Below are 26,144 nucleotides of genomic sequence, written 5' to 3'. Positions count from 1 at the left end.
AGGCGCTGCAAGAGCTGAGCCGGCGGAGCATGGCTTTCCCCGAAAACAACCCGGTCACTGGAGCGGTAGAATACCACGGCGACGGCGGGACAGAGTCCTCCGCTGCTGCAGCAGAAGGGGAATCGGCGCCCGGTCGTGTCAGCAGTGGGGAACTGTCTGCGATCCCGGCTGCCCCGCCAGGGTTTAAGTCGGGGTTTGTGGGGCTGATCGGGCGGCCCAATGTGGGCAAGTCCACCCTACTCAACGCCCTGGTGGGACAAAAGATTGCCATCACCTCTCCCGTGGCCCAGACCACCCGCAACCGCCTGCAGGGGATCCTCTCCCTACCCCAAGCCCAGATCATCTGGGTGGATACCCCTGGCATCCACAAACCCCACCACCGCCTGGGGGAAATCTTGGTACACAACGCCCAGGCAGCCATTGCCGCTGTGGACGTGATCCTCTTCGTGGTGGATGGATCGGTGCCGGCAGGACGCGGGGATGCTTTTATTGCCGAGCGGATCCCTGCTGCTTCCCCCTGCCTGATCGTCTGCAACAAAGCGGATCTGCTTCCTCGGGATGCTGCCGTGCGCCAAGCTCACCAAGAGAGCTACCAAGCCCTGCGCCCCGGCGCTCCTGTCGTTTGGGTGTCTGCCTTGGATCCCAGCAGTTTGACACCCCTGATCCAAGCCACCATCGACCTGCTGCCCACCGGCCCCTACTACTACCCGCCGGATCTGGTGACGGATCAGCCGGAGCGGTTCATCATGGCGGAGCTGATCCGAGAACAGGTGCTGCTGCAGACCCGCGAGGAAGTGCCCCATTCCGTGGCCGTGACCATCGACCAGGTAGAAGAAACCCCCAACGTCACCCGCATCTTGGCCACCCTCTATGTAGAGCGGGACTCGCAAAAGGGGATCCTCATTGGCAAAGGGGGGGAAAGGCTCAAGCGGATCGGCCAGGCAGCCCGCCTGCAGATTCAAAAGCTGATCCTGGGCAAGGTGTACCTGGAGCTGTTTGTCAAGGTGCGGCCCCACTGGCGGCGCTCTGAGCACCTTCTGCGCGACTTGGGCTATAGCGCTACGTCCCCCTAGCGGGAATAAGCCATTTGCGTCAGCAGGACGGAGTTCTTATGGCCCCCTCTCCCCTTGTGGGTAGGAGACTGGGGTATTTGCGCGAGCAGCACAGCGTGCTTGGGGGGAATGCTTCAAAAATGCCCTAGACCTGCTTAGAACAGATACTGACTGGGATCCCTGCGTTAGCTTGGATAGCAAAGCCTTTGGAGTCCCACAGCAGTTTTTCTTATCGCTGCTTTGCCCCATGACCGCTTTCTATCCCGCTACTGTTCAACCGGGCGCCCGCACCCTGCCTGGCCACTACTATGTTTCTTCCAGCCGCTTTGAGGCGGAGATTGAGCAGATTTTTTATCGGCAGTGGTTCTGCGTGGGGCGCAGTGCCGATCTGGCCCAACCCGGAGACTTTTTGCAGGTGCAGGTGCTCAGAGAAAGCCTGATCCTGGTACGGGATCCCAAGGGGCAAGCCCATGCCTTCTTCAACCACTGTCGCCATCGAGGAACCCGACTCTGCAGCGAGCTCCAAGGCCATTTTGCCGATGGGATCCCTTGCCCCTACCACGCCTGGCGCTATGGGCTGGATGGACAATTGTTGGCGGCTCCCCAGATGCACGAGGTGGAAGACTTTCGCCGTGAAGACTATCCCCTCCACTCCGCTGCCTTGGCAGAATGGGAAGGCTTTGTCTGGGTCAATCTCAGCCGCCATCCTCAGCCCTTCGATGAGGTTTTTGCCCCATTGCAAGGTCGTTTCCGAGAGTGGAACCTGTCCGCTCTGCGGCGAGGCCATCGTATTGAATACCACGTTCAAGCCAATTGGAAATTGCTGTTTGAAAACTACTCTGAGTGCTACCACTGCCCCCTCATTCACCCGGAATTGGCCCGTCTTTCGCCGGCTCGCAGCGGTCGCAACGACCTGATGGAAGGCCCCTTTTTGGGCGGCTACATGTTGCTCAATCCAGATGTTACCAGCCTAAACATGAGTGGCCAACGCAGCTTGCCCCTGATCTCCACCGTGCGCGGAGAAAACCAACGGCGGGCCTACTACTACACCCTTATGCCCAATCTATTCTTGAGCCTGCAGCCGGATTATGTCATGACCCACACTCTGTGGCCCCAGGGATCCGACCGGACGCGGGTCGTCTGCGATTGGCTGTTTGAGCCGGAGACCTTGGCGCTGGATGGTTTTGATCCCAGCGAGGTGGTGGAATTGTGGGATCGCACCAATCGACAGGATTGGCACCTGTGCGAGCTCACCCAGCAAGGGGTGGGATCCCGTGCCTATGAAGCAGGGCCTCTTTCCCATGCAGAAGGGTTGCTGCAAGCCTTTGGGCGGGAATACCGCCGGCAGATGCAGGAGTTGGAAGGACAAAGCTGCTGAAAAAGTGTTAGGGACAGAGGGTTTTTGTTGATTGGGTTGCCGTTGGCGTTGTTAGGACGAAGTTCTTTGTAAGGTGCTTTGGGCTGAGGTTAACCACAATGTTGCGACTGTACGGGATCCCAACCTCCGGAAATTGCTACAAAGTGGAATTGCTCCTCAAGCAATTGGGGATTCCCTATGAGACGGTTGAAGTCAACTCCAGGGCCGGAGAAAACCGCCGCCCCGAGTACCTGGCCAAAAACCCCCTGGGCCAGATCCCGGCTTTGGAACTGGAAGATGGAACGGTCTTGGCCGAGTCCGCCGCGATCTTGGTCTACCTGGCAGAAGACACCCCCCTCTACGGCCAAAACAAGTTGGAACGGGCTGAGATTTTGAAGTGGTTGCTTTTTGAACAAACCCGCATTGCCCGCTACATCGCCACCACTCGCTTCTGGGTGCGGGCCGGCCAAGCAGAGGCCCATGCTGACGTGATCGCCCAGAACTTGAAATCTGGAACAGAGGCGCTGGAGATCATGGAAGGCCATCTGCAGGGGAAAGCATTTTTTGTGGGCAACCGCTACACCATCGCCGATCTCGCCCTTTTCACATACACTCATGTGGCGGAGCAGGGCGGGTTTGACCTCAAGCCCTTTCCTCAGATCCGAGCCTGGTGTCAGCGGGTGAAAGCCACCGACCGCTTCTTCCCCCTACCCGGAGCATGAAACATTTTCTCCTAATTGCTGGCTCCCTCCATGCCCTGCAGCAACTGGCCCAGATACCAAATATCAACCTCGCTGGCCACTTCCCCCTCAGCCAAGAAGGGCGTGCCATCTTGGAAGTTGAGTGGCCCCTTGAAGAGCTGAATGCCGCCATTCCCCAAGCCAGCAATAAACTCCTCCAGCTTGGCCTTGTCTTCCGGCTTCAGGGCTTCTCCCATGATGAACCCCGCCGAAGACGTGTCCGGGTTGTTGATATCCGACCAGTCGATGGGCGGACGCAGGAATTGGCTCTCGAAGGTGCCCGCGCGAGCTGCCTCGATCAATTGCTTGTATCCTGGCCCCCAGTTGTAGTAGGAAACCCCCAGGCAAATTTCGGGCGCAAAGTTGCAACCGCTGGCCAGGCCGTAGTGGGTGTAGCGCACTCGCTTTCCGGCCTCAGCAGCCCGTTTGCCTTGCACCGCCGCCTCCGGTGTATCCAACCCTGACATCACCACATCAAAGCCGCCGTTGTAAAAGTCATCGGCAACCTTGCTCGGATCCAAAGTGACCCCTGGAATGTTAAACCAAAAGCCAATCCAGGTCACTCGGAATTGCAACTCCTCGGGACGATCCCGGTAAGTATCCCAGCAGTATTTGGCTCCCAAGTAGGCGGCAGCAGCGTAACGGCGGGTTTCGTCGTTGATCAGAGGCCCCAACAGGCCAATTTTGCCGGTTTCGGATCCCAGAGCCGCGGCACATCCGGCCACCATGCGCATCGCTTCCATCTGGGGCATGATGTTGGCCAAGTTGGGCAGATCGATGTAATTTTTCCCTTCCTTCCAGGCCATGTCCCCAGAAGCATGGATAACTGCGATCTCAGGATGCTTGCGGGCCGTTTCAATCGCATCGTCTTTGTGGTCATCGGAAGTAAAGATGATAACCTTCGCACCTCGGGCGATCATGTCATCCGCCACCTGGGAGGCGCGCACATTGGGCCGATCCGCCGGGTTCACCTTATCCAGGTAATCAAACTCGACACCGGGCAACTTGGCCTTGACGTATTCGCTGCCCTCCACATGCGCCTGGCTCCAGCCGCCATCCTGCATCGGCCCCACCAGCACCATGCCCACTTTGAAGGTCTCCTGCGCCGTTGTGGGGGTGGATCCCAGTAGAGCGGCGACTGCCAGGCCAATAGCCCAGCCTCTCGAGGGAGAAAAAGCGCGGGTAAGATTCCAGTTCACAGGCAGCTCCAACAGAACAGGGATCCAAAGCCAAAGAACTACATCCATCATCGGGATCCCGCCGCAGACTGTTGTATTCGCTGATACAAAAAGGTCTTTGGCAAACGACGTGCGAAGCTAGCAGGGGCTCAGGGAGCAATCCATTGCTCTATCCACTCTCGTCTGGGGAGCGGGAACCCCAGACAGCTCCACCGAAAAGCAGACATAGCCCTCCTCACTTTCGACGGTAATTTTGCCTTGCATCGAATCCACCAACTTCTTCACCAACGCCAATCCCAGCCCTGTACCACCTTGTTTCCAGGGATCCGCCTTGGGAACCCGGTAAAAGGCGGTAAACAAATGGGGCAGCTCTGGGAGAGGGATGTGCCCGGTGTTGCGCACCTGGATCCGCAGGGAGGAGAGGCCACTTTCAGATAGGGGGCTGGGGTTCAGGCTGGCTTGTACTTGAATTTGGCCGGGCCGATCTCCGTGCTTGCAGGCGTTGACGATCAGCTCCCGAAAGACACGCTCCAGGCTGACGGCATTCAACCGCAACAACGGCAGAGGAGAGAGAATCTGCAAGCTCAGATCCTGTTGGGCAGCCACTGCCCGTGCTCGCAGGGCTTGGATCCAGTTGGCTAGGCGCTCTTCCAGATCCAGGTCTTGCAGAACTTCGCAGTGGGTACGGGTTTGCAGCTCTTGCAGGGTTAGCAGATCTTCCACCAGATCAATTTCCCGTTGACATTCCTGGCGAATTAAACTCAAATACTGCTGTTGCTTCTCAGAAAGGGAAAACTGCCGCAAAGACATCTGCAACATGTCCACTCCGAGGCGGATGCTGGTGAGCGGGGTGCGCAGCTCATGGGAGATGGTGCTTAAAAAGTCGTCTTTGAGAAGATCCAGCCGTTCCAGCTCCTTCACCTGGTTTTGCAGCCGTTCGCTTAACTGGCGGACTTGCCCCTCGGCTGCTTCTCGTCCCTGGATCTCGCGGGCTAAGGCTCGGTTGGCCTCTGCCAAGGCAGCAGAACTGGGCAAGCGGAGCGTTCTCGGTAAAATCCGCAGCACCTGAGCAGCAGCATAGAGAGAAACTAAAGCCGCCATCCCTTTCAGCCAGTCAGGGATCCCATGGGCAGGTTGCCAAAGCGCCCACACCTCCATCAGGTGGATCAGGCCACAGGCAAGCGTGAACAGACCGAGCAGGGCGAAGAAACGCTTCAAGGGCACTTCCTCCTGCCGCCGCCAAACCGAGGAGAGAAGAGATAGGGCAATTGAGAAAAAGGTAAAGCCGATCAGGCTGTCGGCAATGGCTTCTGGCCACAACCAGTTTGTCTCCCACGGATAACCTTGTGAGAAGAATCCCTCACCCACCCAGCCACTCATGTGAAACGCGATAGTGTTGAGTATGTCTGCATACAGCCTAACCTTCACAGAGTGAAAAACTGGTGAAACCCACGTGTAAGTCCGTAGGTAAATCTGTCTAAAAAGCTGAAAAAAAGATTAAGCCATCTCTACCAAACAGATTTACGTGATTCCACGGGCCCTCTTGACCAGTCTGTAATACAGGAGAACTCACCGCTCCTTGAGTTCCCGCTGAATCTCCCGCTGGGTTTGCCGCTCTTTGATGGCTTGTCGCTTGTCGTGGAGCTTTTTGCCACGGGCTACGCCCAGATGGGCTTTGATCCAGCCGCGGTTGAGCACCAGCTTGAGGGGAACCACAGTCAAGCCCTTTTGTTCCACCAAGCCCCGTAGGCGGTCGATCTCACGCCGGTGCAGCAGCAGCTTACGGCGGCGGGTAGGGTCGTGGTTAAACACTTTGCCGGCGGTGTCATGGGGGGAGATGTGCAGATTGTGCAGCCAGGCTTCCCCATCCCGAAAGAGGGCAAAAGCGTCTTGCAGGTTCGCTTTGCCCGCTCGTATCGATTTCACCTCTGTGCCGGTCAGTTGGATCCCGGCCTCATAGGTCTCCAAGATGTCGTACTCGAAGCGGGCGCGACGGTTGTCAACCAGGGTTTTGACGTTGGGATCCACAGCCATAGGCTTTCAGTAGACCAGAGGGCCTAACGAGAGGTCAGGGATCTCTCCAATTTTCGCACCGCCCGCCCAACCAAGCGCTCGGATTTGCCGCGCCAGAGAAAGCGAATGGGGGTACCGGTAAAGTCCAGGTTTTGCCGGAAGTGCTTTTCCAAGAAACGGCGGTAGTTATCCTTAAACAAATCGGGATCGTTGACAAACAGAACAAAGGTGGGGGGCCGATCCGCCACCTGGGTGCCGTAGTAAATTCTGCCCTGCTTGCCCTGGCGGTTGGTGGGGGGCGATTGCCAGGCAAGAGCATCCTGGAGCACTTCGTTGACCACAGCGGTGGGAACCCGTTTGCGGTGGGCGGCCACCACGGTATTCACCTGCTCAAAGATTTTGTGGGTGCGTTGCCCGGTGAGGGCGCTGACAAACAGAAGCGGTGCCCATTCGATAAAGTAAAGCCTGTCGCGAATTTCGCGGGTAAAGTCGTTGATAGTATAGGTGTCTTTGTTTTCTACCGCATCCCACTTGTTGACCACGATGACACAGGCGCGGCCTTCTTCTTCAATGCGGCTGGCCAGCTTTTGATCCTGTTCGGTAACCCCCTCCAAAGCATCGATCACCAGCAGCACCGCATCCGAGCGCTGGATGGCCTTGAAGGCCCGGTTGATGCTGAAGAACTCGATTCCGTACTCCACGCGTTTTTTTTTGCGGATCCCGGCGGTATCGATGAGGCGATAGGGATGCCCTTCCCAGGTGACCACGGTGTCGATGGCATCACGGGTGGTGCCGGAAATGGGGCTGACGATGGCCCGCTCGGATCCCACCAGGCGATTGAGCAGGCTGGATTTGCCCACGTTGGGCCGCCCCACAATCGAGACGGCGATGGGATCCGGCTCACCCACCGTTTCTTCGGTCACTTCGGGCAAGTGAGCCAGCACCGCCTCCAACAGCTCGGCTACCCCATTGCCATGAATGCCGGAACAGGGGATCGGATCCCCCAGCCCCAGCTCCCAAAAGGCTGCTGCCTGAGCCAGGCCCATCTGCCCCGACTCGCACTTGTTTACGGCCACCACCACCGGCAGGGGTTGTTTGCGCAGCCAATCGGCCACTTCTGCATCGGCGGGTGTCAGCCCCTCTCGGCCATCCACTACGAAGATCACGGCTTGGGCCTCGGCCATGGCTGCCATTGCTTGCTGGCGAATGTGGGGTAAAAATTCGCTGTCGTCGCCAAAAACCAGGCCGCCGGTATCCACCACCCGCAAGCGGCGCCCGTTCCATTCCACCTCCTGGTACAGACGATCCCGGGTCACCCCAGGCTCATCATGCACAATGGCCGAACGCACCCCCGCCATGCGGTTGACGAGGGTAGATTTGCCCACGTTGGGGCGACCCACAATAGCCACAAGAGGTAGGGGCACTGTTGGCTCGTCGATAACTTGGGATATCTATCCTAGCTGTTCGGGATCCCGGATGCCCAAAGCCGCCAATCTCGATCATTGCTTTGGATGCAGGTCTGGCGGTAAGTTAGGTACCTATCCTCCCATCAGGCACCGGCTGTGCCCCTTCCCCATTCTTGCCATGAACCGCGCTCTCGTTCCCGCCCAGCGGCTGAACAAGCTGCCCGCCTATGTCTTCGCCCGCTTGGATGAGCTGAAGGCCCGCGCCCGCCAGCAGGGGTTGGATTTGATCGATCTGGGCATGGGCAACCCCGATGGTCCCACCCCACAGCCGGTGGTGGAGGCGGCGCAGGCGGCCATTGCGGATCCCGCCCACCACGGCTACCCGCCCTTTGAGGGCACGGCCAGCTTCCGCCAGGCGATCACGGATTGGTACTGGCGCCGCTACGGGGTGGAGCTGGATCCCAATGGAGAGGCGCTGCCTTTGCTGGGATCCAAAGAGGGGCTGACCCACCTGGCTCTGGCCTATGTGGATCCCGGAGATCTGGTGTTGGTGCCCAGCCCTGCCTATCCAGCCCATTTTCGCGGCCCCATGATTGCCGGCGGGCAGATCTACCCGATGATGCTGCGCCCGCAGAAGGGGTGGTTGATCGATCTGCAAGAAATACCGCCGGAAGTGGCCCAGCAAGCGCGGGTGCTCTACTTTAACTACCCCAACAACCCGACGGCGGCAGTTGCGCCCCGCTCTTTTTTTGAGGAGGTGGTGGAGTTTGCCCGCCGCTACGATCTCATCCTGGTGCACGACCTGTGCTATGCCGAGTTGGCTTTTGACGGCTACCGGCCCACCAGCCTGCTGCAGATCCCAGGCGCCAAGGACTTGGCAGTGGAGTTCCACACCCTCTCCAAAACCTACAACATGGCCGGCTGGCGGGTGGGATTTGTGGTGGGCAATCGCCAGATCATCCAGAGCTTGCGCACCCTGAAAACCAATCTCGACTACGGCATTTTTGCCGCCATCCAAAAGGCCGCCGAAACTGCCCTGCGCCTGCCGGATAGCTACCTGGAGCAGGTACAAGAGCGCTACCGCCGCCGGCGCGACTATCTGATCGGCCGCCTAGCGGAGTTGGGCTGGCGGATCGAGCCGCCACGGGCGACGATGTATCTCTGGATCCCTACCCCCCGCGCTGCCGACGGCACCCCTGAGGGATCGACGGAGTTTGCCCTGCGGGTGCTGGAATCTACAGGCGTGGTCGTAACCCCCGGCAGCGCCTTTGGAGAAGGGGGAGAAGGCTACGTGCGGATTAGCTTGATTGCCGATTGCGAGCGCATGGGGCAGGCTATCGATCGCTGGGCGGAAGCTGGGATCCGCTACTGCTGAGCCTCAGTCTTGCGGGAGTTGGTACTGCTCCACAATCCGCCGGGCAAAGGGGGGCACGTGCTGCTCCAACTTCTGGGGATAGTGGCGGCGCACGTAGAGGTAGTTGCGGGTGAAGTGGGAATCGATGGAGAAGCGGGCATATTCCAAACCGCGCGGCCCAAAGCGCTGGATTGCCGCCCCCAAGAGGCGAGCCAGCCACATTGGCAAACTCAGGGCTTGGTCGTAGGCAGGGATCCCCTGCTGCACTGCCGCCCTCCGGGATCCCTGGGAGATCACCGGTTGGGTTTCCAGCTCCTCCCAGACTAAGTCCAACAGCTCTTGCCCCCGCTGATTGCGCACCAGCAGCCACTGCCAGCCCAAGGGGGATCCCATGTAGCCCACCACCAGATCTGCCAGAGCATTCACATAGTCAAAACAACTGAGGCAGGAGGGGGCAAACACGTCCTTGAGTTCTTTGGTCTTGAGGCCGAAGAAGGGCACCTTTTCCACCGAGCCATCTTCGTGTTTGAAGTGGATGTGGAAGTCTTGCATAAACTCGTAGTGCACCACCGTCTGTGGGGAGCGGCTGGTGGTTTCTAGAAACTTTTGCAGCCCGGCACGGCTGACATTGTCCACACAGGGCGTGCCCAACACGTACAGCTTCTCCAGGCCCAGTTTTTTTTCCACCGCCCGCAAAGCCTGAATTTGGCAGCCCACCCCGATCACCAATAGGCGCTTGAGGCCGCTTTGCTCCACCTGCTCCAACACAGACAAGTTGGGAGAAAGAGTTGGCTTGTTAACTCGCGCCGCCCAGACCGCTTCGGGGGTACGGGCCAGGATGGGCCGTGGCTGAAAGCGATCCCGCTCATCCGCCTGCACGCACACCACCCCTTCCACCAAGCCAGTGGTGAGGGCCTTCATGCCAATGCTGCTGACAATGCCCGTCCACTGGGCCCCCGGGATCGGATCCCGCTTGCGGGCTGTGTACATCGCCTCGTAGACACCGAAGTAATCGGTATCAGTGACGGCAAGGGATCCTGAGCGCAGCGATTCCCGGGATCGCCCGTGGGTCTGTTCTTCCAACTGGGTCAGTTGCTGGTCCAAGAAGGCACAGGCTTCTTTGACGTGGGCCACGTAGCGGGTATCGCAGAGGCCGCACTGGCTGCACAGCTCTTTGGCCGGATAGCGGCCGGAACGGATGGGCCGGGCTGGACGCGGTGAACGGGATCCCATGATTTCTAGTGTTTGCGTAAGCGGAATGGAGTCCAATGGATCTTTTGAGCTTTGCTGTTTAAGCTTTCTTTGAGATCTAAAGACACAGGCACCTCAGGCGTTCGCAGCAACGGCAACCAAGGTGCTCTCTTCAGTTTGCGGCCAAAACGGCAGATAGCGGCAAAGAACTTCGAGGGATCCCTGGCCAAGGAGGGCAAAATCCCAGAGCCTCTATGAATCGCTGTAGCGTTCTTCTGCCCAGGGTTCACCGCGCATGTGGTAGCCGTTGCGCTCCCAAAAGCCCGGCTGATCTTGGGGGAGAAACTCCAGGCCGCCGATCCACTTGGCACTTTTCCAGGCGTACAGGTGAGGGATCAAAGTGCGCACCGGCCCACCGTGATCTACCGGGAGCGGCTGGCCTTCCAGGGTGTGAACCAGGTAGTTTTCGGGGCGGATGAACTCCTCCAGAGTCAGGTTGGTGGTGTAGCCACCATAACAGTGTTGCATCACCGCCTTGGCCTCAGGAGCGATGGATACTGCCTGCAACACGTCCGGGATCCGCACCCCTGTCCAAGTCACATCCAACTTTGACCAGCGGGTAACACAATGAAAATCGGCGGTGAACGTATGTTGGGGCAAGGCCAGCAGATCCTCCCAGGTGAGCACTACTTCTTTTTCCACGGATCCCCAAATGCGCAGCCGCCATTCTTCTGGCCGGATCACCGGCGTATCGCCGTAGGTGAGCACCGGAAAGCCCCGCGCCAAATGCTGCCCAGGGGGTAGCCGACCCGACAAGGGATCCTCTCCTGCCAATTTTTGAAAAAACTTACCCACCATGGTTATTCTGCTCTGCAAGCGCTGCTACCACCCTATCTCCAATCGGGCTGAGGAGAGAGAGTTCCTGAGCCGCTAAGCAAGAGGACTCCGAAAAAGGAGAGGAATCATAGCGGTTTTTTGCCCAGACCACTTTCTATCGCCCAGCGGGCCAGTTCTGTGCGGTTGTGCAGGCCGGTTTTGCCCAGCATGTTGCTGACGTGGCTTTCAACAGTGCGCTGGCTCACCCCAAGAACTTCGGCAATCTCGCGGTTGGACATGCCCCTGGCCACGTACTGGATCACCTTAGTTTCTGTTGGCGTAAGTTCAATTTCCCGATCCAGTTTTATGACGGGTTGAACGCCCGCGCCCTGCATTTGTAACAGGCGCTCAGTATGTTTAAGAGAAGATTCCACCTGCGCCACCAATTCTTCCGGCTCAAAGGGCTTGACCATGTAAACATCTGCCCCTGTGGTCAGGCCGCGCACCCGGTCTGCCGTTTGCCCACGCGCCGACAGAAAAATCACGGGGATCCAGTCCGTAGCACTGTTGGAGCGAATGGTTTCCACAAAGGTGTAGCCATCCATCTCCGGCATCATCACATCGCAGATGATCAGGTCTGGTGTGAAATGGCGCATCGCTTCCAACCCCTCCAGACCGTTGCTCGCCGCCACCACCTCATAACCGCGAAACTCTAGGTAGTCCTTGGCCAGAAGGATCAAGTTCGGATCGTCGTCGATGAGCAACAGTCGCTTCGGGTTGTCCACAGCTCACCTTTTGAGTGCTAAAAAGTTGAGTGCTAAGAAGCTCTAGGGAAAAAACACAACCCCTTCTGCTTTGAGGATCTTCACCGCAGGAAAACAATCCGTAAGTGCCCGATTCTTGTTCGCTAGATCAGGCAGCAGTCCGTGATAACCGTGCCTTACCCCTAGAGCCTATGATATCACACATGGAAGTGGAAATACATACTTGGGAAACGTTGGCAACAGTATCTCTACGCAATTTAGGGACTCCAGTTGGTAACCTCATCCCAGGAACTTGGCAGAGCTGGCCTCTGCTCTGAAATCGCAGTGCCCAACACATAACCGCAATCTACCCAAAAATTTGTATCTCGTGTGTCTATATATCACATACCTATATGCTTAAGTACCGATATATCTAACATCTGCTACCTGTTCATAGTGTCCGTATGTCTTCTGGCCGGGGTTTCCACGTAGGCAGGCGGGCAGAGCTGATGGAGAATGGAAGAAAGCCTGCGCTTTAACGACAGCCGACATGGGGAGAACGGGTGGAAAAGGGCACACTGGTGGAGTTTCGTTACAATAACGACCGTGTGTTGGCAGTGGTTCAGGGCACCGAGGGCAAGAAGAACCTACTGCTGGGGGTGCCTTCCGGGCAGGTTCACAGTGTTCACCCTCGCCAGATTACCTTCGCTTTGAACGGGGGATCCAGCTTCACGGCTTCCGACATCCCCGGCTTTTGGCAGGCGGTGCAGGCAAAGTTGGATCCCGAAAGTTTGGCGTTGGCCTGGGAACTGGTGCAGGAGGAGCGTCAGCCCCTGAGCTTGGCGGAGATGGCTCGGCTGTTGTTTTCTGATGATTCTCCGGTCTCTACCTATGCCGCCTACCGCCTCTTGAGCGAGGATCGCACCTACTTCAAGCAAAAGGGGGAAAGCTACGAACCCCGCACTCCGGCTCAGGTGAAGGAGATCCTCCATCAAATGGCCGTTGCCCAACAACGGCAGCAGGAACAACTAGAGTTTGAGGCCCACCTGCGGGAGGCTCTGGCTCATCCCGGTCAAGGGTATCCCTGGACTCCTGCCGAGCGGGCCCGCCTGGAGGTGCTGGAACGCCTGGCCTTACAGGGAGCGGCGGCAGCCATTCGCAGCCACGAGGATCTCTCTTCCAATCTCAACCCGTCGGATCGGGAACGGGCCTCGCAACTGCTGGAGCTGATGGGGTTTCCTGACACTCCGCAGGGGGCCTTTGAGGCTTTGGTGGCTCTGGGGCTGTGGAGCCGCCACGAGAACCTGGCCCTGCGCCTCACCGGGATCCCAACCCAGTTCCCGAAGGCGGTGGAGCGATACACCCAAGCCCTGTTCAGCCAGCCTCCCTCCTTTTGGGATCCCCATCTGCGGCGGGATCTCACCCACCTCCACACCTACACCATCGATGATGCCAGCACCCGCGACATTGACGATGCCCTCAGCGTCGAGTTCTGGTCGGATGACGCGGTGAAGCTCTGGATCCACATCGCTGATCCCAGTTGTTGGGTGCAGTGGGGGGATCCCCTCGATTTGGAAGCCCGCAAGCGTGGCACCAGTGTCTATTTGCCGGAGCGGGTGATCCCGATGTTCCCACCGGAGTTGTCCACTGGCCCGATGAGCTTGGTGCAGGGAGAGGTGCGGCCTGCCCTTAGCTTTGGCATTCTACTGGGATCCGACGGCCAGATCCGGGATTCCGAAATTTGCCTCAGCCAGATCAAAGTCACCTACCGCCTCACCTACGAAGATGCCGATGAAATGTTGGAGTTGGGGGCAGAGGCCCAACTGACGGCTATTGCCCGGGCGGCCCAGTGGCGTTATGCCTGGCGGATGGCTCAAGGGGCAATCCAAATTGGCTTGCCCGAGCAAGATATCAAGGTCATCGACGAGATCCCCCACCTCCGGGTAATCGAGGATACTCCTGCGCGGCAGATGGTGGCGGAAATGATGGTGCTCACCGGCGAGGTGGCGGCTCGCTTCGCCAGCCAAAATGGGATCCCGGTGCCCTATCGTCTGCAGCCGGCTCCCGACTTACCCCCACCCGAAGTGCTGGATAGGTACCCTCAGGGGCCGGTTCGGTCTTTTGCGATCATGCGCTGTCTATCGCGGGCGGAAGTAGCCACCCAGCCGGGGCGACATACAGGGCTGGGGCTTGAGGCCTACTGTCAGGTTACCTCCCCGATTCGGCGCTACCTGGACTTGGTGGCCCACTACCAGATCAAGGCCTTTTTGCGCGGGGATCCCTTGCCCTTGACGGAGGCGGATGTGCAGCAGTTGCTGGTGGGGATTGAGCCGGGCACCGTAGAGGCCAACCAGGTGGAGCGGAAATCCAAGCGCTACTGGAGCATCGAATACCTGCGCCTGCGACCGGGGCAAACTTGGCGGGCCTTGGTCTTGGGCTACCTGCGCGAGCAGGAAAACTTGGTGTTGGCCATGCTGGATGAGATTGCCTTTCGGGTGCCGGTGCGCCTAGAACGCCAAACTCCTCTGGGGGCTTGGATCGAGTTGGAAGTTGTGCAGGCGGATCCCCGTGCGGATGTGATCGAGCTGCGCGAGGTGGGACGAGAGGCGGCCATGTGCGGATAGATGCACCTTAACCTGCTGCTCACCCAATCTGCGCGGATAGCTGATACAACAGAGGGGGAAGTCTCAAAAGTCTGGATCGTGAATTTTCTTTAGGAGGGATCCCATGACTGCACGACCTTCCGGCCCACCTCCAATCGTTTACATTCTTTTGTTCGCGATACTGGGAGGCGGCGGCTGGTATGCCTATCGTTCCGGCCTGTTGGACTCATTCCTGAATAGAGGGAACACGCCTCCTATCCCCAGCCAGATTCCAGCTGCCCGGCCCCAAGCCCCAACAGCGCCCAACCCCCCTCAGGCCCAGGTACCCAACCCGCCTGCCAACGCCGTTAATCTGGATACTTCTCTGCCCAACCCAGCAGTGCTCCAGATGGATGGCAGCGTCACGATGATCCGGATCGTCTTTGCCCTGAAGGGAGGCTACACCCAGCGCAACCCCGGCATTCCCCTCACCTATGGGATCCCGGATGGCAAGCCCAATGGATCCAATGCCGGCCTGAAGGCCCTGATGGAAGGTCGCATCCAGATGGCCGCTAGCTCCCGCCCCCTCAATGCCAGCGAAGTGCAGGCGGGTCTACAGGCGATCCCGGTGGCCAAAGATGCCCTGGCGGTGGCGGTGGGGGTGAACAACCCCTACAAAGGAGGACTGACGCTGCAGCAATTGGCCGATATCTTCCAGGGTCGGATCACCAATTGGAGCCAGGTGGGCGGCCCGGATCGGCGGATTCGGGTCCTCAATCGCGCCCCCCAGAGCGGCACCTACAGCGTTTTCCAAGAACTCGTGTTGTTGGGGCTGCCCTTCGCTCCCGATAACCCTCCCTACTTCACCACCGCCACAGAAGATGTCACCACCCCGCTGCTGCGGGCTTTGGGAGAAGATGGCATCACCTACAGCACTGTCGATCAGGTGCAAAACCAGCAAACGGTGCGGATTGTGCCCATCGACGGCCAGATGCCCACCCGTGAGGCCATCCAGAGGGGCAGCTACCCCTTGGCGCGGACTGTGTTTTTGGTGGCACCTCAAAGAACCAGCCCTGTGGTGGCCGACTTCATCAACTATGCTCTTTCGGATCAAGGCCAGCAAATCATTGGCCGCACCGAGTTCATCCCCCTCCGATAGCAACCCAAAAATAGCATCTGAGATAGCCGCCGACAGCAAGCGCAGCGATATCTCTGGGCTTTTCCAGAAGACGCCTTCCACCTGCTCCTATTCAAGGCACTTAGTCGTTTCAGGTTAGAGTGAGGCGCCTGAGCTATTGAGAAAAGCCTTTGGCCGCGTGCGTTCAACGTTTTAGGGGTGGGTGCAGCGTCCTAGTCTGAATCCAAATGACCCTAGATGTTAGAGAGGGGGCCCTAATTTTCACCAAAGTTCAATTTTTCAGTTCTCTCGGCGCACAGCGCTCTCATGCCACTTGCCCAACACCATGTCGGATAGAGCACTCAAGGAAATAAAGATCAGGATCCCCAAGCCGGTGACCAAAATCAAGGCCGCAAACATGCGGGGCACCTGCAGGTTGAAGCTGGAGATCAAGATCTGGTAGGCGATCCCGGCCCGCTGCCCGCCAGTACCGGCAACAAACTCCGCCACCACCGCCCCAATCAAAGAGAGGCCACCGCTGATGCGCAGGCCCCCCATGAAATAGGGCATGGCACTGGGTAGCCGCAAGTAGATCAACGTTTGCCAGCGGTTGGCCTTGTACAGTTGGAACAGGTTGAGCAGGTTGTGATCGACGCTGTTCAGCCCCAGAGTGGTGTTGGAAAGAATCGGGAAAAACGCCACAATCCAGGCGCACACCACCATCGCAGCAAAGGTGTTGTTGCGCAGCCAAATGATGATCAGCGGGGCGATGGAGACAATGGGCATCGTCTGTAAAATCACCGCATAAGGGAAAAAGCTGCGCTCAATCCACTTGCTCTGGGTGAACACAATCGCGACCAAAAGCCCCGACACTGTGGCAGCCAAAAAGGCCACCACCGTAATTTGCACAGTGATCAACAGGGAAGGAAAAAGCGTTCCCCAGTCGCGAACGAGGGTTTGCACCACCAAAATCGGCCCCGGCAAGAGGTAGTGGGGCACTCCCGTTACCCGCACCGCCACTTCCCAGCCCACCAAGAAGAGGATCCCGACGATAAGGGGGGCAATCACTTCCAGGTTGAACCAACGGCCCAGATTCAACCCCTTTGCAGGCACCCCTGAGCCGGCACTCGGTATGTCTGCCTCATCCGTGGGTTGGGATCCGAGTTTTTCTCCAACTGCGCCGGTCAGCTTGGGCAGAGACCAATCTGGCCAATGGAGAGGCCAGCTCTCCCCCAAGCCAACAAGGGATCCCAGCCAACGGCGCCATGGCTCGAGAAGGTGGACAAACGGGTCGAACATATCGTGAAGTTGAGATACGCAATAGAGAGTCAAGGGAGCACTGTCAAGCAAGGGATCCCATCAGCGCAAACGTCCGGCAGAGAGGGGGCGCAAATAGGGGGGATCCTGAGCTGAGCCGTGCATGGCCTCGTGCAGACGGGCCGACACTTCACGGCAGTAGTTGTTGTAAAGGGAAGAGGTGCGAAAGTCTTCCGAGCGGGGATAGGGCGCATCGATGGGAATATCGGCTATCACCCGCCCTGGGCGAGCCGCCATCACCACCACGCGGTTGGACAGGTAGACGGCCTCGTAAATGTTGTGGGTAACGAAGAGCACCGTCCAGCGCTTTTCTTGCCACAGCTCCAACAGGTCGCTGTTCAACTTGCTGCGGGTGATTTCATCCAGAGCTCCGAAGGGTTCATCCATCAGCAACACCTGCGGCTTGGTTACCAGGGCGCGAGCAATGGAAACCCGCATGCGCATGCCGCCCGATAGCTCGCGGGGAAAACTGCGCTCAAACCCCTGCAGGCCCACCCGTTGTAGAGCTTCCAAGACATCTCGATCGGCTTTTGGCTTGGGCTCACCTGCCAACTTCAAGGGCAGACGCACATTGTCCATCACCGTTGCCCAAGGCATGAGAGCCGGCTCCTGAAACACAAAGGCCAACTTGGGCTCCCCCTGGGGGGCGTTCTTCTCAAAACTTTGCCCCCATTCGATAGAGCCTGTGGTCAGATGCCCCAGACCCGCCACCAACCGCAGCACTGTGCTTTTCCCACAGCCGGATGGCCCCACCAAGCTAACGAACTGCCCTTCTTGGATGGTCATATTCATGTCCTGCAAAGCCACCGTGCCATTGGAATAGACCTTGCTGACATGGTTGAGGGTAATGACAGGGGTGGGCATGGCTGGCAATTCCCAGAGCAGAGGATAGAAGAGTATCCTTCCCAATCTAAAAAGGGGAAAAGATGGGTGATAGAAAGCGCACACTTTCAAAATACCCCTCTCTGCTGCCTCTGCTTGGTAGGCATAACTACAACTCTTGCCCTCAGAACCGGTTTCCAGAGAGTTTCTCACGGAAAGCTTGCGATGACCCAAATCGGAGCAGCAAGTCGGTATGATGTTGCCGACCACCCTCTGGCCAAGGAACACATGGGATCCCCATTTAAACCGGTTGCAGGTGCTGTTACAGCCCCGCGAGGATTTCGAGCCGCTGGAGTGGCCGCTGGCCTCAAGCCCTCAGGAGCTGCGGATCTGGCTTTGATCGTTTCCGAGTGCGATGCGGTTGGGGCAGGCGTTTTTACCACCAATCAGGTCAAAGCAGCCTGTGTTACCTACAACCAAGGGATCCTCGCCCAACAGCAGCCGGTGCGGGCCATCCTCTGCAATGCTGGGCAAGCCAACGCCTGTACCGGAGAAGAAGGAGAGCGCAACAACGCCCAACTGGCCCTCTGGGTGGGAGAACGGTTGGGGATCCCGGCCCATCAGGTGCTCACGGCCTCCACAGGGGTCATCGGGCGACAACTGGAAATGCCGAAAATCCAAGCAGCCCTGCCTGGCCTTATCGACAGCCTCTCTCCAGAGGGGGGGGAGAGCGCCGCCCGCGCCATCATCACCACCGACTTGGTGACCAAAAGCGTTGCCCTGCAAGCTGAGATCGACGGGTACACCGTCAGGGTCGGGGGCATTGCCAAGGGATCCGGCATGATCCACCCCAACTTGGCCACGATGCTGGCTTTTTTAACCTGCGACGCGGCTGTGGATCCCCGCCTGTGGCAGCAGATCCTCAAGCAAGCTGCTGACCTCAGCTTTAACCAAATCACGGTGGATGGGGATACCAGCACCAACGACATGCTCTTGGCTCTGGCCAACGGCCAAAGTGGGATCCCAACCCTGCAAGCCGGCACAGAAGCTGCCCAGACTTTGGCGGAGATGGTCAACCAAGTTTGCATTCATCTGGCTAAGGCCATTGCCCGCGATGGGGAAGGAGCTACCAAGCTGCTGGAAATTCGGGTGTGTGGGGCTGTGGATGATGGGGCAGCCCGGCATATGGCCCGTGTGATCGCCAGCTCTCCCTTGGTGAAGGCGGCAGCTTTTGGCAACGATCCCAACTGGGGACGGGTGGCAGCCGCCGCCGGCCGAGCCGGGATCCCCTTCGACAGCCGCCGGTTGGATATCCGTCTGGGGGATTTTCTGCTCATGCAGGCGGGAATGCCCCTGGCTTTCGATCGCAAGGCAGCCTCTGAGTACTTGAAAGGGGATCCGGTGACCTTTACCGTGGATCTCCATCAGGGATCCGGCCAGGGCGTGGCCTGGGGCTGCGATCTCAGCTACGATTACGTGCGCATCAACGCCGAATACACCACCTAATGGGGGATCCCAGCCATGACCACCGAATCGAACGCAAATAACGGCTTTTCTACCGAAGCCCAAGCGGCTTTGGCCAAAGAAGCGAGGCTTTCCCTATCCGGCTGGCAGCAAGAGGTGAGTCGAGGCTTAGAGTTTGGCCTCGAGGCAGCAGCCAGCATCGGCGATCGCTCCATCCCCACCTTTTCCCGTGGCGAATTGCCCCATTATGCCGGCATCAACACCTTCCTCAAGGCTCCCTACCTGGAGGATGTGCGCAAAGTTGGGGAGTACGATGTGGCAGTGGTGGGTGTACCCCACGATTCCGGCACCACCTATCGGCCCGGCACTCGCTTTGGCCCACAGGGGATCCGGCGCATTTCCGCTCTGTACACCCCCTACAACTTTGAGTTTGGCGTCGATCTGCGAGAGCAGATCACCCTCTGCGATGTCGGCGATATTTTTACGATCCCGGCCAACAACGAAAAATCCTTCGACCAAATCTCCAAAGGGGTAGCTCACATTTTCGGGTCTGGCGCCTTTCCCGTCATCCTGGGCGGGGATCATTCGATTGGCTTTCCCACGGTGCGGGGGATCTGTCGCCACTTGGGGGACAAGAAGATGGGCATCATCCACTTCGACCGCCATGTGGACACCCAAGAAACCGACTTGGATGAGCGCATGCACACCTGTCCTTGGTTTCATGCCACCAACATCCGCAACGCACCGGCCCATAACCTGGTGCAACTGGGCATTGGCGGCTGGCAAGTGCCACGGCAAGGGGTGAAAGTGTGCCGGGAGCGGGCCACCCATATCCTCACCGTTACCGACATCACCGAAATGGGCTTGGATGCAGCCGCCGATTTCGCCCTCGAAAAAGCTCTAGACGGCACCGATTGTGTGTACATCAGCTTCGATATCGACTGCATCGATGCCGGCTTTGTGCCGGGTACAGGCTGGCCGGAGCCCGGTGGGCTGCTGCCGCGGGAAGCGCTCTACTTGCTCAAGCGCATTGTGCGGGAAGCGCCGATCTGCGGCCTAGAGGTGGTGGAAGTCTCTCCCCCCTACGACATCAGCGATATCACAGCCCTGATGGCCACCCGAGTCATTTGCGATACGCTGGCGCATTTGGTGGTATCTGGGCAACTGCCGCGCCGAGAAAAGCCCGCCTACATCCACCCGGAGGCGACGCCAGAAATGGTCGGCGACTGGAGGTGAGAGATGCACGAGACCGACATGACCCGCGCCTTGATCCAAACACTACGCGACTGGTGGCAAAGTCAGCCAGGACAGCCTCAGATTGCTCGGGTGCACCTGGTGGTGGGACAGTTTACCTGTGTAGAGCCGGCCAGCCTAACTTTTGCCTATGCCGCACAAACCCAGGGTACTTTCCTACAGGGATCCCAGTTGGTCATCCGGGAAACGCCGCTCATTGCCTATTGCCAGCCCTGTAGCCAAGAGTACAAGCCAGAGATAGGCCGGCGCTATGCTTGCCCCAACTGCGGATCCCCGATGGAGGAGATTCGCTCGGGCCGAGAGCTGAAGATCGACTACATCGAATGTCTGACTGACTCCGCCCCACCGGCGCGACCAGAGGTCGCCTAAGCCGATCCAAAGCTAAGCCCCAGAAGGACAGCCGCTCCCAAGCTGAGGATGAACATCAAGCTGGCAGGCATCAACTTTCGGGTTTTGCGGTAGCGCAGGGCAAATAGGATAGACCCCAGCACCGCCGTCCCCAAGCCCAGCCCCCAGTGGGGATCCACCCCCAGCAGCCCATAGCTGACTCCGCTGAGTGCGGCCCCAACCAGCCGCAGAGAGCAAAGAGCAGAGAGGAAAGAGGAGAGATTTCTTCCTCTCACTCCTCTCTTCTCACTTCTCACTCCTCGCTCCTCGGTACTCAATTCGAGACCTAGTACGTGCCCTCAAGAAGGACAAGGTAAGAATTAGAGACGCATAGACCGTTACCGGGAAAACCGTTTCTTTCCTGTCGCTCTCAATAAGATAAAAAGTCTGACTCCAATCCAATTGACCCCAGTCCAAGAAAGAGCGAGGATGCCAACCATGAGTACGACTGCAACTGCCACCACCGTTGTCCGGGTGCCGATTGTGGATGCCACCCCGGAAAATGTGCAACCCTTCGGCCAACTTTTGGGGGACGATGTGACCAATCCTGGCCTGGGGATCCCCTTTTATCAGGAGCGTGTCCTGGAAGGACAAAACATCGACTTTCAGTACACCGGTAGAGCTGTTATCCGTACCGCCAAGATCCTGCCCGGCTATCCACCTGTGCTCTGGCTAGAGCGCCACATGCGTATGACCCAGTTGTTCGTCGGTCTGGGGCAAGAGCCGTTCATCATGGTGATGGCTCCTCCCAACCATCCCCAAGAAGCTCCCGATCTCGACAAAGTACAAGCCCTGCGATTCCCTGCCGGGCATGGGCTGCTGCTGCACCTCGGCACGTGGCACGATTTCCCCATTGCCTGCGAGCGCCCCGTTGTGGTGCTAACCGCCAACTCCGAAGAAGTGGTGGAAGCCCTGGCCAGCATGGAAGATGCCCACGAAATGAATCAGGGAGATGTATTCAAAATTTCCCTCCCCCAACGGCTAAAAGCGGAGATCCACCTAGAGCTGGTCTGAATGCAAGTCCGGATCCCTGAATCTCTACAGGATGCCAAAGCCTCAGTTCTACAAAGTGGCGCTCTATCAGCCTTTGGCTGGATAGGGGACTCTTCGCCTTAACTGGGCCTTAACTAGGGCCAGACTCTTGTACCGAAACCTCCCTTTGGACCCTTCTTCCCCTGCAAGGGTCTAAGTATTCGAGAACACCTATTCTTACACACAAAAGCTTCGAGACAAGTTCAGAGAGAAATGCCTCTAGGCAAGAAAGGCTACCTGAGATTCTGCCGACAGGCGTCTTTAGGAGGGCCGTATTCAGCGGGAAGATTCACAAACGTCGGCAGCGTTGGCATCTGGAGGGAGTTGCTCTATATTAAATCAGCTAGCATATTCGATATTTGCCAGAATTTAAGTTATTGTGAGAGCTGACATGCCATCCAATTGGTCAGACATCCATCCTCCCAATCCTGGGCAAGGGTTGGGTTCAGCCCAGTCTGCGCCTTCCCATTGGAATGAGGGCTACAGGGGAGAAGGCTCTCACGCCGAGTATGAGAGGAACGGATCTCAGACCAGAGCGGCGGATCGTCCAGAGGAGATCATGCCGAGCAATGCCGCAAAGATTAAGGTTGTAGGCGTGGGGGGTGGGGGTGGCAACGCGGTCAGTCGGATGGCGGCCAGTAACCTCGTGGGCGTTGAGTTTTGGAGCGTCAATACCGATGCGCAGGCCCTTGCCCAGTCCTCGACGGTGAACCGCTTGCAAATTGGGCAGAAGTTGACTCGAGGCTTGGGTGCAGGCGGTAACCCGGCTATTGGCCAGAAAGCGGCAGAAGAATCCAGCGAAGAAATAGCAGCAGCCATCAAAGGAGCAGATCTGGTCTTCATTGCCGCCGGCATGGGGGGAGGCACGGGCACGGGTGGAGCACCCATCATTGCCCAAATTGCCAAAGCCAGCGGTGCCCTGACGGTGGGAGTGGTGACACGGCCCTTTTCCTTTGAGGGCAAGCGCCGCAGCAAGCAGGCCGAGGAAGGGATCCAAGCGCTGCAAGAGGCAGTCGATACCCTGATTGTGATTCCCAACGACAAGTTGCTTTCGGTGATCTCCGAGCAAACCCCTGTCCAAGAGGCTTTTCGCGTTGCGGATGATGTGCTGCGTCAGGGGGTGCAGGGCATCTCGGATATCATTCTCATCCCCGGCATGATCAACGTGGATTTTGCCGATGTGCGCAGCGTGATGGCCGATGCCGGTTCTGCCTTGATGGGGATTGGCATGGGATCCGGCAAATCTCGCGCCCGCGAGGCTGCCATTACCGCTGTATCTTCGCCGCTTTTGGAAACCTCCATCGAAGGGGCCAAAGGTGTCCTCTTCAACATTACCGGTGGGCCGGATTTGTCCTTGCATGAAGTCACAGTGGCTGCCGAGATCATCGCCGAAGCTGTGGATCCCGAGGCCAACATCATCTTCGGCACCGTCCAAGACGAGCGCATGCAGGGGGAAGTGCGCATCACGGTCATCGCCACCGGTTTCCAAGAGAAAGCCCGTCCAGCCGCCATCCCTGCTGCAACCAAAGTTTCTGCCTCCAACAAGTCAGGGGTTCGTAAGCCCACCCCCACGGGCTCTGGGCTGCCGCCTCGACAGCCTCCGGAGCCTGAGCCGCCGATGTCTGGAGGCTTAGATATTCCCGAGTTCTTGCGCCGCCGACGGCCCCCTTCGTAGAGTAGAGTGAAGGAATGCCGGTATCTTGGTGCCGGTTGTCAAGGGTGGGGAGTGCTTCGGGGTTAAGCCATGAACATTGTTGTCTTGGCGGGGGGTCGTTCGGCAGAACGTCAAGTTTCTTGGGTAACGGGTAAAGCCTGCAAGCGAGCTTTGGAGGATTTGGGCCACCGGGTGAAGGTGATCGACCCAGAGGAGGATCTGCCGCTGCGCCTTTGGCAGGAACGGCAAGCCGGCTGCGATTTCGTTTGGATTGCCCTGCATGGCCCCGGCGGCGAGGATGGGGTGGTACAGGGGATGCTGGACTGGCTGGGCCTGCCTTACCAAGGATCCGGGCCGCTGGCCAGTGCTCTGGCCATGGATAAGCTGGTCTCCAAGCAGATCTTTCGCGCCGCGGGGATCCCTACCCCCGATTGGCAGGTTTGGGACGACCAAAGCCCCCTCGCTTGGGCCGACTGTGCGGCAGAGTTGGGATCCCCACTGGTGATTAAGCCCAGCAACAACGGCTCGACGGTGGGCATCAGCATTGTCCGGGATGAGAGGTCATTTGCTCAGGGGCTGGAGTTGGCCCGCTCAGTCTCGTCGCGGATTTTTCTGGAGCGCTATGTTCCCGGAAAGGAGATCACCCTCTCGATCTTGTCCGGCCAAGTTCTTCCGGCCATTGAGATCATCCCCGCCCAAGGCGACTTCTACGACTACGAAGCCAAGTACGCACCCGGTGGCTCGCGGCATTTGATCCCCTGTTCCCTCAGCCCGGCAGGGTTGGCCCGCTGTGAGGCGGCAGGTCTGAAGGCCTACCAGGCGTTGGGGTGCGAAGGCTTGGCGCGGGTGGATCTGCGGGTGGATCCCGAGGAAAATCCTTGGGTGTTGGAGGTGAATACACTGCCCGGCATGACCCCCACTTCCCTCTGTCCCGATGCGGCGGCAGCTCTGGGGTGGACGTTCACCGAGTTGGTGGAGCGGATGCTGCAGGATGCCTTGCAAAAAGCCCAATTGACCGGATCCCGGCATCCTCAAAGTTCATCGGCGACTCTCGGCAACGCTCCCTGAGGCTTTTCCCAAGACAAGAACAAGAACCTTTACCCAGCTCTTTCAGAGAAGGGCAACCAGCAAAAGAATCACCCCAATTCCAACAATCAGTACAGCTCCCCCCAGCCACACCCAGGAGATGCGGGACCTGCTGCCTATGTCGGTTTTCCCGACAGGATTCTCCGGCGCAGGTTCAGGCTTTGAGTTGACCGAATCCGGGGCAACAACTGTCAGATCCTGCAGTAGGCGATCGCCTTTTTTTTCCAACAGAACTGTGGTTTCTTCTGAGGCCAGCAGCGGGTTCAACAAGGGGGCCGTTTGCTCCCACTCGTATTCAGAATGTCCCGACTCACGCCCGTACACCGTGACCTGCTCTAAGCCGGGCAAGCCCAACGCCCTGAGCTCCACCCGCACCCGCTCCGTGAGATGGGGGTAGTCCACTCGAGCCGGGGGGGGCCGATTCAGGAGAACGTGTAGATGACCTTGGCGGCGTTTGACCGCAATTCTGACCGGGGCAGCCAACCGAGCCTGCAACGCTTGGGCAATCTCAGCTTCGGTCATGGTGCAGCATCCAAGGTGTGCGGGCTAATTCTAATACAATCCTAGGGCAACGATGCAGAGGGCTACGGGGGCTCGGGGTAGAATGAGATGCGCATTGGCGAAGAAAAGCAGAGCGTTCATCTTTTTCTCTCGCCGGATCCCTAGCCGGAAGTTCTATGCAAGAGAAAACCATTGTCCGCGATTACTTCAACTCCGTTGGCTTCGAGCGCTGGCGGCGCATTTATGGTGAAGAAGAAGTCAATTTCGTCCAAAAAGACATCCGCCTTGGCCATGCTCGCACAGTAGAGACGGTGTTGCAGTGGTTGGGGGATCCCTCGGGTTTACGCATTTGTGATGCCGGATGCGGGGTGGGCAGCCTCAGTTTGCCCTTGGCCACCAGAGGGGCGCAGGTGTTCGCCAGCGACATCTCGGAACAAATGGTGAACGAAGCACGCCGCCGCCAGCAAATGGAGCTGGGATCCACAGACAACCCCCAATTTTGGGTCTCGGATCTGGAGGAATTGACAGGGGAATACGATGTCGTCATCTGCCTTGATGTGATGATCCACTACCCTGAAGCCGAGGCCCTGCGCATGCTAAAGCACCTGACCCGCCTGGCTCGGTCCCGCCTGATCTTCAGTTTTGCCCCCAAAACCCCCTGGCTGACGCTGCTGAAGAAAGTGGGAGAGTTCTTCCCCGGCCCCAGCAAAACCACCCGCGCCTATCAACACCGAGAGGCGATCTTGGTGAGCCAATTAACCGAATGGGGCTGGAAAGTGCAGCAGCGACAAACCATTCGCAGCCGCTTCTACTTTGCTTGGCTCCTCGATCTGGTTCGGTGACACTCGATCTGGTTCGTTAAACGGGAATGAAACATTTTCGTCTAGCTCCCCTCTCCCTCTGGCAGCGAGGCTGGGAGTAGGGGCAGCAGCGTGGAATGCTTGGGGAGTGTCTCAATCTAGTTTAAAAATGACTATAACGATCAGCTGAGGTTATCCAGTTGCTGATACATTTACGCTGAACACTGCTGAACATCACTGTTCAACTATGCAGCGATAGCATTCTGTTTGTTTCCAAA

General features: G+C 58.3%; 24 protein-coding genes. 13 read left to right on the top strand and 11 right to left on the bottom strand.

The genetic code is table 11. From position 1 onward, the window contains the following. Positions 1 to 5: 5 nt before the first annotated feature. The 3 genes from era to NW842_RS11265 all read left to right on the top strand — a co-directional run bounded on the left by era (position 6) and on the right by NW842_RS11265 (position 3,131). Entirely contained in the window at positions 6 to 1,073 is a 1,068-nt protein-coding gene (gene era / locus NW842_RS11275) for a GTPase Era (protein WP_414418052.1), read from the top strand. Positions 1,074 to 1,299: 226 nt separating this feature from the next. After that, positions 1,300 to 2,430, top strand: coding sequence for an aromatic ring-hydroxylating oxygenase subunit alpha (locus tag NW842_RS11270; protein ID WP_414374605.1), 1,131 nt, complete (start codon positions 1,300 to 1,302; stop codon positions 2,428 to 2,430). 98 nt (positions 2,431 to 2,528) lie between these two features. Beyond that, positions 2,529 to 3,131: a glutathione S-transferase family protein gene (locus NW842_RS11265; RefSeq protein WP_011432893.1), complete on the top strand. Its 603-nt coding sequence runs from the start codon at positions 2,529 to 2,531 to the stop codon at positions 3,129 to 3,131. An 11-nt stretch (positions 3,132 to 3,142) separates the two neighbouring features. Here NW842_RS11265 and NW842_RS11260 read toward each other — a convergent pair whose 3' ends face one another. The 4 genes from NW842_RS11260 to der all read right to left on the bottom strand — a co-directional run bounded on the left by NW842_RS11260 (position 3,143) and on the right by der (position 7,764). Next, a complete protein-coding gene (locus NW842_RS11260; RefSeq protein ID WP_414418051.1) occupies positions 3,143 to 4,399 on the bottom strand; it encodes a BMP family lipoprotein in 1,257 nt (418 codons plus the stop codon). A 66-nt stretch (positions 4,400 to 4,465) separates the two neighbouring features. Beyond that, a complete protein-coding gene (locus NW842_RS11255; RefSeq protein ID WP_414374608.1) occupies positions 4,466 to 5,647 on the bottom strand; it encodes a sensor histidine kinase in 1,182 nt (393 codons plus the stop codon). Between the two features lie 249 nt (positions 5,648 to 5,896). After that, complete coding sequence (smpB, locus tag NW842_RS11250; protein ID WP_414374610.1) at positions 5,897 to 6,361, bottom strand: SsrA-binding protein SmpB; 465 nt, start codon at positions 6,359 to 6,361, stop codon at positions 5,897 to 5,899. 23 nt (positions 6,362 to 6,384) lie between these two features. After that, positions 6,385 to 7,764, bottom strand: coding sequence for a ribosome biogenesis GTPase Der (der, locus tag NW842_RS11245; protein WP_414418050.1), 1,380 nt, complete (start codon positions 7,762 to 7,764; stop codon positions 6,385 to 6,387). Positions 7,765 to 7,924: 160 nt separating this feature from the next. Between der and NW842_RS11240 the strand changes: the two genes are divergently transcribed. After that, positions 7,925 to 9,121: an aspartate aminotransferase gene (locus tag NW842_RS11240; RefSeq protein ID WP_414418049.1), complete on the top strand. Its 1,197-nt coding sequence runs from the start codon at positions 7,925 to 7,927 to the stop codon at positions 9,119 to 9,121. 3 nt (positions 9,122 to 9,124) lie between these two features. Here NW842_RS11240 and NW842_RS11235 read toward each other — a convergent pair whose 3' ends face one another. The 3 genes from NW842_RS11235 to NW842_RS11225 form a co-directional block, all read right to left on the bottom strand. Next, entirely contained in the window at positions 9,125 to 10,333 is a 1,209-nt protein-coding gene (locus NW842_RS11235) for a Coenzyme F420 hydrogenase/dehydrogenase, beta subunit C-terminal domain (protein ID WP_414390782.1), read from the bottom strand. Between the two features lie 210 nt (positions 10,334 to 10,543). Continuing rightward, positions 10,544 to 11,149 (bottom strand): sulfite oxidase-like oxidoreductase, encoded by a 606-nt coding sequence (locus NW842_RS11230; protein ID WP_414374616.1) that lies wholly within the window; start codon positions 11,147 to 11,149, stop codon positions 10,544 to 10,546. A 104-nt stretch (positions 11,150 to 11,253) separates the two neighbouring features. Continuing rightward, positions 11,254 to 11,892 carry a response regulator transcription factor gene (locus tag NW842_RS11225; protein WP_414374618.1) on the bottom strand — a complete coding sequence of 213 codons (639 nt, stop codon included), beginning with the start codon at positions 11,890 to 11,892 and terminating at the stop codon, positions 11,254 to 11,256. 521 nt (positions 11,893 to 12,413) lie between these two features. Here NW842_RS11225 and NW842_RS11220 point away from each other — a divergent pair. After that, the gene (locus NW842_RS11220) at positions 12,414 to 14,474 is read left to right on the top strand and encodes a ribonuclease catalytic domain-containing protein (protein WP_414418048.1); all 2,061 of its coding nucleotides are present in this window, start codon (positions 12,414 to 12,416) and stop codon (positions 14,472 to 14,474) included. 103 nt (positions 14,475 to 14,577) lie between these two features. Continuing rightward, complete coding sequence (locus tag NW842_RS11215) at positions 14,578 to 15,591, top strand: phosphate ABC transporter substrate-binding protein (protein ID WP_414418047.1); 1,014 nt, start codon at positions 14,578 to 14,580, stop codon at positions 15,589 to 15,591. 258 nt (positions 15,592 to 15,849) lie between these two features. On the opposite strand, the gene NW842_RS11210 is transcribed toward NW842_RS11215, so the two are convergent. Beyond that, positions 15,850 to 16,848: an ABC transporter permease gene (locus tag NW842_RS11210; protein ID WP_414418046.1), complete on the bottom strand. Its 999-nt coding sequence runs from the start codon at positions 16,846 to 16,848 to the stop codon at positions 15,850 to 15,852. Positions 16,849 to 16,908: 60 nt separating this feature from the next. Next, positions 16,909 to 17,730 carry an ABC transporter ATP-binding protein gene (locus NW842_RS11205; protein WP_414329054.1) on the bottom strand — a complete coding sequence of 274 codons (822 nt, stop codon included), beginning with the start codon at positions 17,728 to 17,730 and terminating at the stop codon, positions 16,909 to 16,911. A gap of 246 nt (positions 17,731 to 17,976) precedes the next feature. On the opposite strand from NW842_RS11205, the gene argJ reads away from it, so the two are divergent. From argJ to hypA, 3 genes are read left to right on the top strand one after another with little or no spacing between them, the layout of a single operon-like run. Continuing rightward, positions 17,977 to 19,194 (top strand): bifunctional glutamate N-acetyltransferase/amino-acid acetyltransferase ArgJ, encoded by a 1,218-nt coding sequence (gene argJ, locus NW842_RS11200; protein WP_414374640.1) that lies wholly within the window; start codon positions 17,977 to 17,979, stop codon positions 19,192 to 19,194. A 15-nt stretch (positions 19,195 to 19,209) separates the two neighbouring features. Beyond that, entirely contained in the window at positions 19,210 to 20,388 is a 1,179-nt protein-coding gene (gene speB, locus NW842_RS11195) for an agmatinase (RefSeq protein ID WP_414356327.1), read from the top strand. Positions 20,389 to 20,391: 3 nt separating this feature from the next. Further along, positions 20,392 to 20,775 (top strand): hydrogenase maturation nickel metallochaperone HypA, encoded by a 384-nt coding sequence (hypA, locus tag NW842_RS11190; protein WP_414356329.1) that lies wholly within the window; start codon positions 20,392 to 20,394, stop codon positions 20,773 to 20,775. Here the strand turns inward: hypA and NW842_RS11185 are convergent. After that, on the bottom strand, positions 20,772 to 21,029 hold the full coding sequence (locus NW842_RS11185) for a TMEM14 family protein (protein ID WP_414356331.1): 258 nt from the start codon (positions 21,027 to 21,029) through the stop codon (positions 20,772 to 20,774). The two genes, hypA and NW842_RS11185, sit on opposite strands and share 4 nt — an antisense overlap. Positions 21,030 to 21,231: 202 nt before the next feature. Between NW842_RS11185 and NW842_RS11180 the strand changes: the two genes are divergently transcribed. The 3 genes from NW842_RS11180 to NW842_RS11170 all read left to right on the top strand — a co-directional run bounded on the left by NW842_RS11180 (position 21,232) and on the right by NW842_RS11170 (position 24,547). Further along, complete coding sequence (locus NW842_RS11180; RefSeq protein WP_414374622.1) at positions 21,232 to 21,807, top strand: ureidoglycolate lyase; 576 nt, start codon at positions 21,232 to 21,234, stop codon at positions 21,805 to 21,807. Positions 21,808 to 22,384: 577 nt separating this feature from the next. Continuing rightward, complete coding sequence (gene ftsZ / locus NW842_RS11175) at positions 22,385 to 23,500, top strand: cell division protein FtsZ (RefSeq protein WP_414418045.1); 1,116 nt, start codon at positions 22,385 to 22,387, stop codon at positions 23,498 to 23,500. A 69-nt stretch (positions 23,501 to 23,569) separates the two neighbouring features. Beyond that, entirely contained in the window at positions 23,570 to 24,547 is a 978-nt protein-coding gene (locus NW842_RS11170) for a D-alanine--D-alanine ligase (RefSeq protein WP_414418044.1), read from the top strand. A gap of 42 nt (positions 24,548 to 24,589) precedes the next feature. On the opposite strand, the gene NW842_RS11165 is transcribed toward NW842_RS11170, so the two are convergent. Further along, the gene (locus NW842_RS11165) at positions 24,590 to 25,087 is read right to left on the bottom strand and encodes a hypothetical protein (RefSeq protein WP_414418043.1); all 498 of its coding nucleotides are present in this window, start codon (positions 25,085 to 25,087) and stop codon (positions 24,590 to 24,592) included. A 155-nt stretch (positions 25,088 to 25,242) separates the two neighbouring features. Here NW842_RS11165 and bchM point away from each other — a divergent pair, with 155 nt between their 5' ends. Continuing rightward, the gene (gene bchM / locus NW842_RS11160; RefSeq protein WP_414418042.1) at positions 25,243 to 25,908 is read left to right on the top strand and encodes a magnesium protoporphyrin IX methyltransferase; all 666 of its coding nucleotides are present in this window, start codon (positions 25,243 to 25,245) and stop codon (positions 25,906 to 25,908) included. Positions 25,909 to 26,144 lie beyond the last annotated feature (236 nt).

The sequence above is a fragment of the Synechococcus sp. R55.4 genome (assembly GCF_047461935.1).
Classification (GTDB): domain Bacteria; phylum Cyanobacteriota; class Cyanobacteriia; order Thermostichales; family Thermostichaceae; genus Thermostichus.
The sequence above is the reverse complement of the archived record's forward strand: the minus strand, read 5'-3'. Positions and strand labels throughout refer to the sequence as shown.

Coding starts and splice junctions, on each gene's coding strand:
- NW842_RS11165 (WP_414418043.1), bottom strand. CDS start 25,087: ATGACCGAAGCTGAGATTGCCCAAGCGTTGCAGGCTCGGTTGGCTGCC.
- NW842_RS11230 (WP_414374616.1), bottom strand. CDS start 11,149: ATGGTGGGTAAGTTTTTTCAAAAATTGGCAGGAGAGGATCCCTTGTCG.
- NW842_RS11205 (WP_414329054.1), bottom strand. CDS start 17,730: ATGCCCACCCCTGTCATTACCCTCAACCATGTCAGCAAGGTCTATTCC.
- NW842_RS11170 (WP_414418044.1), top strand. CDS start 23,570: ATGAACATTGTTGTCTTGGCGGGGGGTCGTTCGGCAGAACGTCAAGTT.
- NW842_RS11265 (WP_011432893.1), top strand. CDS start 2,529: ATGTTGCGACTGTACGGGATCCCAACCTCCGGAAATTGCTACAAAGTG.
- argJ (WP_414374640.1), top strand. CDS start 17,977: ATGGGATCCCCATTTAAACCGGTTGCAGGTGCTGTTACAGCCCCGCGA.
- NW842_RS11215 (WP_414418047.1), top strand. CDS start 14,578: ATGACTGCACGACCTTCCGGCCCACCTCCAATCGTTTACATTCTTTTG.
- NW842_RS11260 (WP_414418051.1), bottom strand. CDS start 4,399: ATGATGGATGTAGTTCTTTGGCTTTGGATCCCTGTTCTGTTGGAGCTG.
- NW842_RS11240 (WP_414418049.1), top strand. CDS start 7,925: ATGAACCGCGCTCTCGTTCCCGCCCAGCGGCTGAACAAGCTGCCCGCC.
- smpB (WP_414374610.1), bottom strand. CDS start 6,361: ATGGCTGTGGATCCCAACGTCAAAACCCTGGTTGACAACCGTCGCGCC.
- NW842_RS11210 (WP_414418046.1), bottom strand. CDS start 16,848: ATGTTCGACCCGTTTGTCCACCTTCTCGAGCCATGGCGCCGTTGGCTG.
- speB (WP_414356327.1), top strand. CDS start 19,210: ATGACCACCGAATCGAACGCAAATAACGGCTTTTCTACCGAAGCCCAA.
- ftsZ (WP_414418045.1), top strand. CDS start 22,385: ATGCCGAGCAATGCCGCAAAGATTAAGGTTGTAGGCGTGGGGGGTGGG.
- NW842_RS11235 (WP_414390782.1), bottom strand. CDS start 10,333: ATGGGATCCCGTTCACCGCGTCCAGCCCGGCCCATCCGTTCCGGCCGC.
- bchM (WP_414418042.1), top strand. CDS start 25,243: ATGCAAGAGAAAACCATTGTCCGCGATTACTTCAACTCCGTTGGCTTC.
- NW842_RS11270 (WP_414374605.1), top strand. CDS start 1,300: ATGACCGCTTTCTATCCCGCTACTGTTCAACCGGGCGCCCGCACCCTG.
- NW842_RS11180 (WP_414374622.1), top strand. CDS start 21,232: ATGAGTACGACTGCAACTGCCACCACCGTTGTCCGGGTGCCGATTGTG.
- hypA (WP_414356329.1), top strand. CDS start 20,392: ATGCACGAGACCGACATGACCCGCGCCTTGATCCAAACACTACGCGAC.